We start from the raw sequence: 14,549 nt of genomic DNA on the forward strand, positions 1-14,549 counted from the left end.
TATAAAATCGATCATTTCCGATTGTTATTATACATTAAGGTATTTTCCTAAATAAATAGTTGTATAGAAAAAAGGTAGTATTTAACTATAAAGAAAATATATTCTATTCTGAATTTTTAATATATTATATTGGTAGTGTTTCGTAATACGAAGTTAATATTACAATAGGGCCCTATTTCAAGGAACACAACTAAAATTATTTATAGGAGGTCTTTTATGAAAAGAGCTTTACGAGTTTTATCTATTGCAACATTATCAACGGTTCTGGTCGCTTCGCCTATCCTAGCGTGTGATCTTGAGGGCTTAGGAAAAGATGAATATGAGGAGCTAAATGGTGCCTACCGTACTGGGGATAGTGGTATTAATGAAATACCTGTCATGGAAGGAAGTAAAAATATTAAATACTTAAGCGAAGTTGCTGCTGTTCCGTTAGCTCCTTCCGATAGTGGTTTACCAGTTACAGGTGGTGATGTTTATGCCTATAAAGGGTATGCCTATATGGGGACACATCGTTTAGGTTCAGGGTCGAATGAAGGAGTACGTGTTTTTGATATGAAGGATCCAGCGAACCCTGTTGAAGTTGCAAAATTCGCGGACAACCTTCCTGGTACATGGCAGGAAAAGGTCATTGTTAAATCTGTAAACACACCTCACTTCAAAGGAGATTTAGCTGTTGTTAGTGTACAAAGATTTAGTGGGGCTGCAGAAAAAGTCGGGACTGTAATTTATGATGTAACTGACCCAAGAAATCCAAAAGAACTCGGTTTCTGGGAAACTCCTGAAAGCCATTTAAACGGCGGAGGAACACATGAATTATATTTAACGACACAAGGAAATCGAGCATTATTGTTAGCTGCCAACTCTGGTTCTTTTAGACGTTCTGGTGGAGCCATTCATGACTTTGTAATTGTTGATGTTAGTAACCCTGCCGAACCGAAAGAAATCCATCAATTTGACCCGAAAACAATTATTCCAGATATGGAGGATTATCGTTGGACGGATGAACATGGTCAGCTGCGTGGGGCTAATGCTCATAGTGTTATTGCTGACGTAACTGGGAGAACAGCTTATGTTTCGTTCTGGGATTTAGGAACAGTGATGCTTGACATAAGTACACCAGAAGAGCCTAAGTTCTTAGGTCGTACGTCTTTTGAAAAAGAGGTTCAAGGTGCTGCCCACACTGCTGCACTAGCAAAAGGTGGAACTGTATTAGTTGAAACAAGAGAAGTCTTTAATCCAACTCGTCACGGATATGAACCAGGATTCGGTTATGTACGTATCTATGATATTAAAGATAAGTCAAATCCTAAATTATTAAGTACGTTCCAAACGGACAATTCTAAAAATAAAAGAGAAGGTTATCCTGGTTTCACTGTTCATGATCCAAAGGTTCAAGGCAATACACTTTATTTATCACACTATTTTGATGGTGTACGTATAGTCGATATTACAGATCCTAGTAATCCAGTAGAAACTGGAGCATATGTACCAGTTAAAGCAAACATTTGGGGTGTATTCGTTGACCGTAATTACGTACTAGCATCTGATATGGAAACAGGACTAAAAGTGTTACAAAAAACAGGAAATGGAAAGAAAAAATAAATCCTTAATGTCTATGTTCGACACATAGGAAAAAGCGACATAATCAAGGCATAGAGAAAATGCTCTATGCCTTGATTGTTGGTATCAACTTAGTCCCTTCACCGCTAATGAAGAGTCTAGAATACATCTACCCGTAACTAAAAGTACGAATCTCACTCCATAATTAAAAAAGATCTTAAGACTCAAAGTAACCCTGCCATTGCTTCTGTCTTTCTTTCCTCTTAAGCATTTGAAAATACTCAAATCTTGAAACCTCAAAAAATGCTAAACTAGCAAGTAAACCGACGACTAAAGCGATCAAGCCTAAGAAGAACCAGAGGACAAAGCTCACATAAAGTCCAATGAGTGACCATCTATTGCCATTCATCATCTTAAAACTACGAATAACACACTTGATTACATTGGTTTTGGGGTCTTCATATAAAATATACATTGCCTGTGATAAACCTAAGAAAACCCACAATAGTGCGATAGGGATCAAAAGTACAAAAAAGAATTTCATAATATCATCAGTTTGGAACCCTTCCAACATGACATACAGAAGATTTAATAATGTAATTACTGAAGTTAGCCAGAAGAAAAAAATCACTAAACTACTGATTGCATTTATGATAAAGCCTTTATATAACAGACTCGGATTTTTAAAGCTATAAATGAAAGCTGAAAAGAATTTTTTTCCACTATTGAACTTTATATGGGAAATTAAATCTACTATCGCAAAAAACAAAATGCTATTAAAAAAAGCTGCGGCTATAATCACTAGAATATTTTCCGAACTCGCCAAAACGAGTGGCGTCATACTAACCCCATCACTACTAATATTCCAAGAGGAGCGCGATGTCCCTAAAAAAACCTTTATCATATAACAAACGAAAATAATTCCAATGACCTTAAACCAATTTCCTTTTAGGACCTCTAATGCTGATTGTTTAACTGACCAAACCATTATTTCCCCCTTAAAATCACTTACGAAATTAAAACTCTATAAAATAAAACAATATAGTTATCTGTTCGCTTTAAAGTTTCAAAAATAATGTTTCTACCATAACAATAAAACAACCATTATTGCAATTCATATATATATAATCAACCATCAAAATCAAAAACGATGCCTAATTCATAAGCACCGTTTTATGATATTTAACAATTTTCAAAGCAAGAAATGGGCAAGGAAGAAAAAACTAATAACGACCATACCAATGGCTATTAGTAACTTTTGAAAGTCGTTGACCGTACTAATATCCTTATTATTTTCCTTATTCCAATCAATCCATTTTTGGGGAATGAATAATGCTAGAATTTGTTCCATTTGTTTTCCAAAAGTGTTTTTCAATTAAATCACCTCTAAAAGGAATTTCCCATATTTACCATTCTAACATTTATCTATCCTGCTGTGTTTTTTTATTCTTTTAAGCACTCCACCTTAAATGAGCTACGTCGATATAACATACGTAACTAAATTTAATCTTTTTTTATCCATTCATTCATTTGTTTAATGACTTTAGCTGGGTTTCCACCTACCACCATATTATCTGGTACGTCTTTTGTTACTACCGCACCAGATGCAACCACTACGTTATTACCTATTGTTACCCCAGGATTGATGATCACTCTTCCGCCAATCCAAACATTATCACCAATTGTAACTGGTTCCCCATACTCTGCACCAGAAATTCTCTCACTCGTATTTAATGGATGTGTCGCCGTGTAAATATGGACTCCAGGAGCAATCAAGCAGTTGTCCCCTATGCGTATTTCACAGACATCCAAAAATACACAGTCAAAGTTAGCGAAAAAGTTCTCACCTACGCGAATATTGTAGCCATAGTCACAACGAAATGTAGGTTCTATATATAAATTTTCCCCTGTAGAACCAAATAGTTGTTTTAGTATTTCTGTTCTTTTAATATCTTCTGTTTCACTTGACTCATTAAATAATCTAGTAAGTCTTCGTGCATCCATTCTTTCTTTAACTAATACTGGATCAGTTGCATTATAAAGTTCACCAGCTAACATTTTCTGTTTTTCAGTTTTATTCATCTATAGCCTCCAGCGATCATAAACTAATTTTAAAGTATATTTAATTTATACTATCTAAACCTGTCAATGCTTTTCAAGGAATTCGACAAACATACCTAACCTTTGAGTATAAACCCCACCATTGTAATCCTCTCGATCTGCGTGTTTATGTTTATAATACCAGTCACCTGCTACTTCAAAAAGTTGAAAATGACCATCGATAAAATCTCCTTCCATGCCACTGTAATAGGCATAATGATAAGGTGTTCCTCCACCTAGATCTTCATGATAATTAAGATCAATATCGAATGCTTCAAACATGACCTCTTTTCCTTGCTTTAACGGAAATCCTTCTTTTAGCTTACCGAAAGAATAAAAGCTGTTTTTCGAAACACCTGGTTCGGTAAAGCGCCATTCAGTAAAATATTGATGCTCAATTTCTTTAACATCTGTGTTACGAGGAAGGTAGCTTGTCATTCCTAGTTCAGGAATATCATACAGTTCAACCTCTACCTCCTCAATCCCCATCGCTCCTACTTGCAGGATGACCCTTTTATCCATTGGTCTGTTGTATTGAGGATGAAGATCTCCCTCTGATCCATATACATGTGGTGAAACAACCATCATATGGGTAAAAAAGATCCAAGGTAAATTCCTGATAGATATATCATCGATATCCAATTCGACCGTGTAAATCATCGCACGTCCAAATAATTCGGAAACATACAGTTCCATAAACCGTCCCGTATCTTCATTAAAAAATGCTGATATCCTTGCCTCATCCACTTCAAAAGGAAACACATTTTTATGAGGAAATGAAATTTGATGTGTTCTTCTAATTTCGTCAACTAATACATCTGGCGGAATGATAACTTCCTCGGCTCCAGAAAACTCTGAAGTCAGTTCACGAATTTTTTCTTGAATAAGCTCCTCATCCAAATCTCCGCTAAAAAGTAAGAGATTCATACGCTCTGATTCATTGCCACTCATGTAAATCGAGTGAACAGCATCACCCTTATTTTCTTCTACAGACCAATTATTAGGAAGACGAACATAAAAAGTATCGTTGTATAGACTAAAAGTACCCAGCGGATTTAGATCATCATAATCAAATGACGGTCGATCCAACACACTTTCCAATGAAAAATCTTGTTTTTCTGAATACTGAAGGTTATTTTCTTCGTTAGGTGGTACATCCTCAATACTAATTTCTTTTTCACCTGGTAAATTACTATCTTCTCCTCCACCAATCACTACACTTCCATCCCTTATGGGTGCCTCGTCTTCAAATAATGAACTGTTTAATATTAATAGACTAACAATTCCTGCCGCAGCAACAGTAGCAGATATTCCGATAATATTTTCGCGACGCTTGTGTCGCTTTAATTTCTGTGGTGAGTGAATACCCTCTTTTAAACCATCTTGAAATGCTTGCAAGCTTTTTGCACGCGCTTCCTTAGAAGCTTTTATTGTTTCCTTTTGTTTCAGTATGTATCGAAGCTCATCGTCATTCTGTTTACGGTTATTCATCTGCTACTCACCTCCAACTTAATTTGTGCTGACAAAGCATTTCTTGCCCGGTGTTGTAAGGATTTTACTGCGAGTGTTGTTTTCCCCATAATTTCTGCTGTTTCTTTAATTGAAAAATCCTCGATAAACCTTAGGTGCAAAACCGTTTGATAGTGACTCGGTAGTTTATCAATAGATTGAAGCACTTCATCAATATGTATATTCCGTATAAAAATGTTCTCAGCAGATTCATCCTTTCCAACGAGGTCCTCAAGCAGTTGGCTTTCTATTGCGATCGAATTACGCTCTTTTTTTTTCTTACGATAATAATCAATCACAACATTTCGAGCGATTTTAAAAATCCAGGTTTTGAACGAAGATTTGCCTTCAAACCGATCGAGTTGTCTCGCAGCTTTAAAAAAGACATCCTGCAGCAACTCCTCTGTATCGTGATAGCTATTCGTCTGTATGTATATATAATGGAAAATCCGATCGACATAGCGATCGTGTAGCTCCTGAATAGCTTGTTGATCACCTGTAAGAATCTCACGTATGAGTTCGTGATCGTTCATGTCTCATCCCCCTATTCGTCTGTTGTAAGTATAGACGATTAAGATTATAAAAGGATGCTTTAAAGCTTAATTAATTTTTAAAATTCTGAAGCACAAGAAAAGAGCTTGAACCCTAATAAGGTGCAAGCTCTTAAATGGTTGATCCCGAACCACTTCGAATACTTTAAATATACATAACCCTACCTCAATTACCGACATGCTTCAAAATTTTTAGTAGACTATGTCTTTATATTCATCTTCAATAACTTGTAGCCCTAGTGTAAAATGATCAAATAAAATTTCTTTAACTAGCGTTACATGATCTTTATTACAATGAATGACGAGGACAACCTCACCGCCTTCTCCCTTTTTCTTTTTTGCTTTGAACTGTTTTTTTCTAATAAATAAATCGAGTAAAAAACCAGCTCCACAGCCAACAAATAGACCAATTAACCCCCATAAAATAGGACCGCCTGAAAGTACAAAACCATATATAACTCCAAATAATGAAAAAACTGTTCCTATGGAAAAGGTCATATCTAAAAGAGAAAAACCTGAACCACGAATGATTTCACTATTCTTCTTTTGCTTTATCTTTTCTGTTAGAGGGACCGTAAAAATATTTTCTTTACTGATTCCATGCTTTTCAAGTTCTTTAATTGCCAATTCTAAATAGACTGTATGATCAAAAGATGCAACAACGTTCATTTCCCCACTTCTTTCTGAGAATAAACTTATTTTCTCTTTAAAAGATATATTTTGATATTCGTTCATCAAAAAATTACTTTGTTGCTTCACCATTAATTTGTTATAGCTTTCACATTGTAAATACGATGCGTAAGCTGCATAGCCATAGATAGACGGTAAAAATAATATCCATTGCGGATGAAGAATATTTGACGCTGAATGGAATTCTCCTATAAATGTATGATGGATGGCTGGTAAAAAATTTGCAAAATATAAAACTATAAGAAACCAAATGAGTATATAAAAACCTGATGGCAATCTATTGATGTAAAGATGTCCTAAACCAGGCGTAATAAACGACCAGAAAAGCGCTAACCAAGGCTTTCGTTTATCAAGGTAATTATTTTCAATACCAGTAATTGTTATTGGATTTATTTCATCGAAGGCTTGTGGCGTTTGGTCCGCTAAAATTGCATATTTATTCAAATCAATTGTAACTCTTCTGCTATCCCAAATAGCATACATATAAACAGGAATGTACAGCAAAACCCATTTTACATCAACCACTTGAACGGCGTCCTCGAATCTCCCTGTAAATGTGTATACTATTGCAGTATTAATATTAGCGTTAACATTCACAGCGAATTCCCAAATGATCAGGATAAAACCTTTTAAATATCTACATAGCATTACATGTCCAAATCCAGGTAAAGCTGCAGACCACCACATGATAACTGTAGGGTTCCTAATTTCTACAATGTTGTAATTATAAGGTGTCACAACTCCTTTTTGATAACGGACTTTCTTTCGAGTTAAATTTGTACCTAACATTTCATCTCCAATTTATGTGTTTTTTTATAGTATTTAGAAAAACTTATTAACTATACATTACCCCTAACAAATATTTACTGTTAACACAAAAAAACACCAACCTCGTTTCTTAGGTTGGTGTTTAAGCTTTAGTACTATTTTATTTTCTTAGATAATTCGAATAGTTACCATTCCCGCAATTTGTTTTAGTTGCTCTTGAATAGCAGGGATTGTATCACCATTTACTTCACTATCGATATCAACCATTGTGTACGCATATTCTCCACGGCTTCTATTTACCATGTCTGCGATGTTCAAGTTATAGTTTGAGATCGCAGTCGTAATTTGACCTACCATATTTGGTACGTTCTTGTGGAATGCTGCAACACGTTTCTTACCAGTATATGGAAGCGAAGCGTTTGGTAAGTTTACAGAGTTTTTGATGTTTCCTGTTTCTAAAAATTCTTTTACTTGGCGAGAAGCCATAACCGCACAGTTTTCTTCAGATTCTTGTGTAGATGCACCTAGATGAGGAATAGGTACAGTGTTTTTCATTTTTAACACATTTTCATTCGGGAAGTCTGTAATGTACTTTCCTACTTTTCCACTTTCAAGAGCCTCTGCCATATCCGCTTCATTTACAAGCTCACCACGTGAGAAGTTTAAAATATGCACACCATCTTTCATGATTGCAAACGTCTCTTTATTAAACATTCCTCTTGTATCATCAGTTAATGGAACGTGTACTGTGATGTAGTCAGAATAAGCATACACTTCTTCAATTGACATGGCACGTTGTACGTTACGAGATAAGCTCCATGCTGTATCCACAGAAATGAACGGGTCATAACCAATTACATCCATATCTAAATCAAGAGCGTCATTTGCAACAAGTGCACCAATTGCACCTAGTCCGATAACGCCTAATGTTTTACCTTTAATTTCTTTACCTACAAATTGCTTCTTACCAGCTTCAACAAGCTTTGGAATTTGATCGCCTTGACCGTCAAGTGCTTTCGTCCAAACAACACCTGCAAAAAGATTACGAGAAGAAGCCATTAATGAAGTAAGAACCATCTCTTTTACAGCATTCGCATTAGCACCTGGCGTGTTAAATACAGCAATACCTCTTTCTGTACATTTCTCAACTGGGATGTTATTCACACCTGCACCAGCACGAGCGATTGCTTTTAAATTATCTCCAAGCTCCATTGCATGCATATTAAAACTACGAACGACAATCGCATCAGGATTTTCACTATCGTTGTCGATCGTAAAATTCTCCTGATCAAATACTTTCAAACCGCGTTCTGCGATATTATTTAACGTCTTAATTGTTTTAACCTTATCCTTTAGAATAGTTGTGCTCATGTGCGTCTCTCTCCCCTAATTTTTTATGTGTTTTGAAAATCTTAATGTATTAGTGTAGTTGAAATCAAGTGTTTTTTCTTCATTTTCTAAAAAATCTGAAATCAAAGAGTGTTAACCGCTTGAATATCCCCTCCTAATAAACAGAAAGAGGTAAAGGAATTATTTTACATTCCCTTACCTCTGCCCAGGCGAACGGCTTCGACACTATGTGCTCCCTCACGGTACTCCGTGTTTCGCCAGTTACACATAGCCTTTAAATTTGATTTCATTTTATCAGACTCTTCAATAACCTTCAACACCCTTTTTATATGTAAGCGTTTTTATTTCAAAAAAATTTTTTTCAGCTTAACACGATGTTATATTTACTGAAGTTGGGATTGAGTTATCATCCTAAAAATGGTTTTTTTTTTTCAATTATCTTGTTAAAACTTACTATCTAAATTCATGAGAAAATTAAAAATAAAATAACGTACAAATATATGAACAGCATTTGTACGTTTTGAATTCAATTATTTCTTGTATTTTGGCTTAAACGTTTTACAACAGGTTTCTGCCGAATGCGAAACTTCATCTTGATGATTCTTTTCATTTAATTCAGAAGCCATTTCTGTATCATATCTCGCATGATTGTCGAGCTCGACCATAATTTTTTCTGCAGTACAAATATTACCTTCCCCGTAATACGTACAATTAGATATCGCACAAGACACTTCTACTTTAGGCATGTAAAGAACCCCCTAATTTTTCATTCTGTCTTTCATAGACTATTTTCTGCAATCGTCTTTTTTTTACTCGTCAAAGACATAATAATTAAATTGTGGGGGAGAATGAAATAAGATTAAATTTTTCATGCATAACGTGTAGCTTATTAAATAAACCAGCCATATAAAAAATGGAAGGATTTATGTACTAAATACATTGTCCCTTCCACAAGTCATTATTCCATGGGCTCGAAACTCCAACAGAGTATTTTAATTTGATGATCGTTATGCTGTACCAAATCTTCAAATTTTTCTTTCATCCGGTATACTTTACCTGTTCCAATCACAAAATCTCCTTTTCCTAAGTTCCACTTTTGATTCATCACTTCAAAGTATTCATGAGGAATTTCGATTGGCATGCATCCTACACCGTCATCAATCATTAACGAAACAAAGTGACCCTCTTGTTCTGTGTCAGTATGCCAATTTTTTGAATCAACAATTTCACTAATTTTACCGCCAACTGTTACAGTCTCTCCGTGTGCATAATTCAGAATAATATCCTCACTGAAAGCACTTATTCGTTGTTTTAGAACGTTATACACATCAACATTGGAAAACGTAATAAAGTTACCTTTGTTCTTGACTTTGGTTATACTCGTTCCAATGAATTTAAAGATAACTTGTTGACGATCTTCCCTTAACCTAGGAATATGCAAAATGTGTAAGGTAGCATTTATGGAAATAACATCCCCCAGTTTGTAGTTCCGTTTTAATCGAAGAGCAGGACCAGCTGTTAATTCAACTGAATTTGTCTTACTATAACCATCATCTAAATAGACAATGAGACTTGGCTGACTATAAAAATAATGATCGTCGCTAAGCTCGACAATTTTTGTTATTCGGCCTCCAACGACAACCCTACTGTTATTTTCAAACTGAGCGATCACATCGTGAAATGGGGGGATGATTTCTCGTTTCCCCTCGTAAATATTAAGGTGGGTTGGATATTGACCAAATTCATCACTAAACTGCTTTATTTTCTGGCAAATAACTTTCACACCATTTGAATAATTAGTTTCTGGATCCTCTACTAGAATACCTTCTGCTAAAATAATTACACCACTTTTGTATGGTTTAACACTAGCTTTTATAATTTCTGATGGCACTTCAAGTTTAATTGTACCTTGGTTTTTTAAGTAAATGACTACAGTGTCTGAGTCACTATTGTCAATAAAGACTATAACGCCTCCTACTTTAACCTTTTTATCGATATATGGTTCTTTATCTATTTCGGTTATCGCTTCATAATCAAAAAAATCAAAATGGTGAAAATCAGCCCATTCATTGATTAAAGTAGATAACACTGACCCCTTTTCCAATGAAATCAACCCCTTCTTTGCAAGCTCCTTTAGGTTTGTCTATTTATGATATCTGTAAAACTTTAACCTCTGTATGGTTTTTACAGTTTTTCCACCTCTATTATCTATATTTTATGTGGAAGAATAGACTTCATGCTAGAACTACTACATTATAGTCTAGTATGTTTTTCTGGAAGTGTAAGCTAGACAAAAGATGGATTTCATTAATATTACTTATAGTAATAATTTCCATATTTTTAAAGAATAGTTGCTTTTGTACTACATTATGAATAAAAACACCAACAAAAAGTTGGTGCTTCTAGTTAGAACGATGTTTATTTTAGGGCAATACATATATTTTTGGCTTCCGTAAAAAATTCAAGACTATGATGTCCACCTTCTCTACCAATTCCACTCTTTTTAAAACCGCCGAATGGAGCACGAAGGTCACGGATAAACCAGCAATTCACCCAGATCGTACCTGCACGAACGTGATGAGAAATACGGTGCGCACGCTGTAAGTTGTCTGTCCAAACAACACCGTTTAAACCGTAATCAGTGTTGTTTGCAATCTCTAATGCTTCTTCTTCAGTTTCGAATGGGATTATTGTGACGACTGGCCCAAATATTTCTTCTTGGCATATACGAGCGTTGGGATTTTCTTGAATGTAAATCGTCGGCTCTAAATAATAGCCATTTTCTAAATGACTTGGGAGTACTGGACGCTTTCCACCGTAAACTAACGTAGCATTTTCCTGTTTAGCAATTTCTAAATAACTAGTAACTTTATTGTAGTGTTCTTCACTGACAACTGGCCCCATATTCGTTGTTCGGTCTTGTGGGTCACCAACTTTAAGTTCGGAAGCAGCTTTTTTAAAGCGCTCAACAAACTCATCCATAATCGACCGTTGTACTAAAATTCGTGAGCCTGCTAAACATACCTGCCCTGAATTTAGAAAAGCTGCTTGAATGGAAACAGGAATTGTTTTATCTAGATTGGCATCTTCAAAAACGATGTTGGCAGCTTTGCCCCCTAATTCAAACGCTACTCGCTTTAAAGTATCGGCACCATTTTTCATAATCGCTTTTCCAGTAGTTGTTTCTCCTGTAAATGAGATTAAATCGACCTCTGGATGAGTAGTCAAGTACTCTCCTGTAGAGTTCGAACCAAACCCTTGGATGACATTAACAACACCGTCAGGAATGCCTGCTTCCTTCGCAATTTCTCCAAGAAGAGAAACGGTTAACGGCGTAATTTCAGCTGGTTTAATGACAGCCGTATTACCTGCTGCAAGACACGGTCCTAGCTTCCATGTTGTGAGCATAAATGGTAAATTCCAAGGGGTAATTAGTCCAGCTACCCCAACGGGCTCATAGCGGGTGTAATTTAAATATTCATCCCCCATTGGATAGACTTCCCCACCTTGCTTTTCCATAAAATCGGCAAAAAAGGTTAAGTTATGTGCTGCTCTCGGAATTTCTTTTTCAAGTGCAACAGGATATGGTTTTCCAACATCCATCGCTTCAAGGCGAGCCAGTTCTTCTTTTCGTTCTAAAATGATTTCACCCATGCGCCGTATTTTCGCACAACGTTCGGCCAAAGGCATTGTTCGCCAAGGACCATCCTCAAATGCTCTTCTAGCAGCACGACAAGCAGCGTCAACATCCTCATATGAAGCCTCATGAACCCGTGCGATAACTTGCTGTGTAGCGGGATTTTTCACTTCGTAAGTAGAATTGGTACTTGATTGGATGTACTCTCCATCAATATATAACTTGACTTCTTTTATGTCAGTTTGGACTTCTTGCATATTACTCACCCCTTCGTTACATTTTGTTTGCGTTTTGCTACCGATTCTCCAGCTATTCCCCAATGATTACTTGGCATTTCTTGAATGAGCACACGTACATTTTCAAGCGGAGCCTCTAACACGTCTGCGACTAAATGACTAACTTCTTTAATTAATCGTTCTTTCTTTTCTGGTGTCCGCCCTTCAAGAATGTTGATTTGAATAAATGGCATCGTAAAACCCCTTTCTCCTCGAATCATTTAGTTTGTAAAGCTCGCTTCTACTGAACCGATTCGGTCAAAACTTACCGAAAAATGATCTCCACTTTCGATCGAGAAGGCTTCTGACAGTGCCCCGCTTAAGACAACTTCACCTGGTTTTATACTTTGACCTTTTTTCACCAAACGATTAACCATCCAAGCGACTGCTCTTGCGGGATGTCCCATTACAGATGCTCCTGCACTTGTGGTTACAATCTCGCCATTCTTTTTAAACACCATTCCCATTAATCGAATATCAATATCACTAACTGGGGTTAATCTATCTGAAATTAAGTATCGTGAGGAGGAAGAATTATCTGCAACAACGTCTGGGAGTGTAAATTTAAAATTACGGTAGCGACTATCAATAATCTCCATTGCTGGTGCAATATATGCTGTTGCTGCTAAAATATCAGTTACCGTTACGATCGGGCCCTTTACTTCTTTATTAAAGATAAAAGCGATTTCAGGTTCGATTTTAGGATGGATAAGAGGCTCTAGCGAAATTTTTTCGCCTTCAAACAATTGCATATTGTCTAGTAGAACACCGTATGTCGGTTCATGAACGCCCATCATTTCTTGTTTCGCTCGACTTGTTAAGCCTAATTTTCTTCCAGTGACCTTAGCATTTCCTTCCTTACATTTTGTTTCTATTAATCTTTCTTGAACTTCATACGCTAATTCCATATCAAGCTCTGGAAATTCATCGACGAATTTATTTACTTCCAGCCGTTCTCTTTCAGCATTTATTAATTCGCGGACGATATGATCAATAATGTCTGTTTTTATCATAGCTTCATCCACCTTTCTGATTTTTAAATCGAAAGCTGCTTTTTTTCGGCGATTTGTCTCGCCACATCATAGATAAGATCTTCTTGCCCACCAATTGCTTTCATTCGACCAAGTTCAATTAAAATGTCACGCTCATCGACATTGAACTTTTCAGCTGCATCTTGCGTGAATAATAAAAAGCTGGAATATACCCCTGAATACCCCATTATTAAGCTAGAACCAGTAATTTCCTGTGGTCGTGGCATAAACTTAGCGACAACATCGTTTGCAACATCCATAATTGAAAATAACCGTATGCCCGTGTTATACCCCATCCGATCGAATACCGCTGCCATTACTTCGGTCTGTGTGTTTCCACTTCCAGCCCCTAGACAACGTAAGCTTCCATCTATATAGGTTGCCCCTGCTTCAACCGCTGCCATGGTATTCGCCATTGCTAATGACAGATTATTATGACCGTGGAAACCAATCTCACACGACAAATGTTCCTTTAAAGTTCGGATTCTTTGTTTAACTTCGTGAGGTAAAAAAGCTCCCGCTGAATCAGTCATATAGACAATTTCAGCACCGTAGCTTTCAAACAGCTTTGCCTGTTCTACCAATTTTTCAATTGGAGCCATATGAGCCATCATTAGGAAACCGACTGTCTTCAATCCTAGATTTCTACCTAACTCGATATGTTGTTTCGCTACATCAGCCTCTGTTACGTGTGTCGCGACCCGAACCATTTGTGCTCCTGCCTTTTTTGCCTCTTCAAGATCTTCTTTAATACCAATTCCAGGAAGCAATAAAACTGATACCTTCGCGTGACTACATTCCTCAGTAGCTGCCTCGATCAGTTTTAATTCATTAACTTTTGAAAAACCATATTGTAAAGAAGAACCGCCCAAACCATCACCGTGAGAAACCTCTAAGTACTCGACACCTGCTAGGTCTAACCCTTTGGCTACTTGTCGAACTTGTTCTTCAGTAAAAGCATGCCTCATCGAATGACTTCCGTCTCGTAAGGTCACATCTAGAATTTGTAGATCGCGTTTCATGACTTCACTCCTCGCTATACAAATTTTTTTCGTAGATAAACTGGTTAACTCTATTT

The 14,549-nt window shown here is 36.5% G+C and carries 14 protein-coding genes and 1 riboswitch; of the genes, 1 reads left to right on the top strand and 13 read right to left on the bottom strand.

All coding sequences use genetic code 11. The features are described from left to right. The first annotated feature begins 216 nt into the window (after nucleotides 1-216). Entirely contained in the window at nucleotides 217-1,602 is a 1,386-nt protein-coding gene (locus GKP30_RS00285) for an LVIVD repeat-containing protein (RefSeq protein ID WP_216827388.1), read from the top strand. A 175-nt stretch (nucleotides 1,603-1,777) separates the two neighbouring features. Here GKP30_RS00285 and GKP30_RS00290 read toward each other — a convergent pair whose 3' ends face one another. The 13 genes from GKP30_RS00290 to dmpG form a co-directional block, all read right to left on the bottom strand. Continuing rightward, nucleotides 1,778-2,548, bottom strand: a complete 771-nt coding sequence (locus GKP30_RS00290) for a DUF975 family protein (protein WP_216827389.1) — start codon at nucleotides 2,546-2,548, stop codon at nucleotides 1,778-1,780. 204 nt (nucleotides 2,549-2,752) lie between these two features. Beyond that, nucleotides 2,753-2,935, bottom strand: coding sequence for a hypothetical protein (locus GKP30_RS00295; RefSeq protein ID WP_216827390.1), 183 nt, complete (start codon nucleotides 2,933-2,935; stop codon nucleotides 2,753-2,755). A gap of 128 nt (nucleotides 2,936-3,063) precedes the next feature. Further along, entirely contained in the window at nucleotides 3,064-3,642 is a 579-nt protein-coding gene (locus GKP30_RS00300; protein WP_216827391.1) for a maltose acetyltransferase domain-containing protein, read from the bottom strand. Nucleotides 3,643-3,705: 63 nt separating this feature from the next. Further along, nucleotides 3,706-5,151, bottom strand: a complete 1,446-nt coding sequence (locus GKP30_RS00305) for a hypothetical protein (RefSeq protein WP_216827392.1) — start codon at nucleotides 5,149-5,151, stop codon at nucleotides 3,706-3,708. Next, on the bottom strand, nucleotides 5,148-5,702 hold the full coding sequence (locus GKP30_RS00310; protein WP_216827393.1) for an RNA polymerase sigma factor: 555 nt from the start codon (nucleotides 5,700-5,702) through the stop codon (nucleotides 5,148-5,150). The genes GKP30_RS00305 and GKP30_RS00310 overlap by 4 nt, the downstream gene beginning before the upstream one ends. Nucleotides 5,703-5,912: 210 nt before the next feature. Beyond that, nucleotides 5,913-7,199 (bottom strand): hypothetical protein, encoded by a 1,287-nt coding sequence (locus GKP30_RS00315; RefSeq protein WP_216827394.1) that lies wholly within the window; start codon nucleotides 7,197-7,199, stop codon nucleotides 5,913-5,915. Nucleotides 7,200-7,346: 147 nt separating this feature from the next. Continuing rightward, entirely contained in the window at nucleotides 7,347-8,549 is a 1,203-nt protein-coding gene (locus GKP30_RS00320; protein WP_216827395.1) for a phosphoglycerate dehydrogenase, read from the bottom strand. A gap of 175 nt (nucleotides 8,550-8,724) precedes the next feature. Further along, nucleotides 8,725-8,803, bottom strand: a riboswitch (ZMP/ZTP riboswitch). A gap of 255 nt (nucleotides 8,804-9,058) precedes the next feature. After that, a complete protein-coding gene (locus tag GKP30_RS00325; protein WP_216827396.1) occupies nucleotides 9,059-9,274 on the bottom strand; it encodes a DUF1540 domain-containing protein in 216 nt (71 codons plus the stop codon). 212 nt (nucleotides 9,275-9,486) lie between these two features. Next, entirely contained in the window at nucleotides 9,487-10,632 is a 1,146-nt protein-coding gene (locus GKP30_RS00330) for a hypothetical protein (protein WP_216827397.1), read from the bottom strand. Nucleotides 10,633-10,946: 314 nt separating this feature from the next. Beyond that, nucleotides 10,947-12,422 (bottom strand): aldehyde dehydrogenase, encoded by a 1,476-nt coding sequence (locus GKP30_RS00335; RefSeq protein WP_216827398.1) that lies wholly within the window; start codon nucleotides 12,420-12,422, stop codon nucleotides 10,947-10,949. Between the two features lie 5 nt (nucleotides 12,423-12,427). Next, complete coding sequence (locus GKP30_RS00340) at nucleotides 12,428-12,634, bottom strand: 4-oxalocrotonate tautomerase (protein ID WP_216827399.1); 207 nt, start codon at nucleotides 12,632-12,634, stop codon at nucleotides 12,428-12,430. A gap of 27 nt (nucleotides 12,635-12,661) precedes the next feature. Beyond that, nucleotides 12,662-13,453, bottom strand: a complete 792-nt coding sequence (locus GKP30_RS00345; RefSeq protein ID WP_216827400.1) for a 2-keto-4-pentenoate hydratase — start codon at nucleotides 13,451-13,453, stop codon at nucleotides 12,662-12,664. Nucleotides 13,454-13,476: 23 nt separating this feature from the next. Next, the gene (gene dmpG / locus GKP30_RS00350) at nucleotides 13,477-14,493 is read right to left on the bottom strand and encodes a 4-hydroxy-2-oxovalerate aldolase (protein ID WP_216827401.1); all 1,017 of its coding nucleotides are present in this window, start codon (nucleotides 14,491-14,493) and stop codon (nucleotides 13,477-13,479) included. Between the last annotated feature and the right edge of the window lie 56 nt (nucleotides 14,494-14,549).

Source organism: Alkalihalobacterium elongatum (genome assembly GCF_019024285.1).
GTDB classification, from domain to species: domain Bacteria; phylum Bacillota; class Bacilli; order Bacillales; family Bacillaceae_F; genus Alkalihalobacterium; species Alkalihalobacterium elongatum.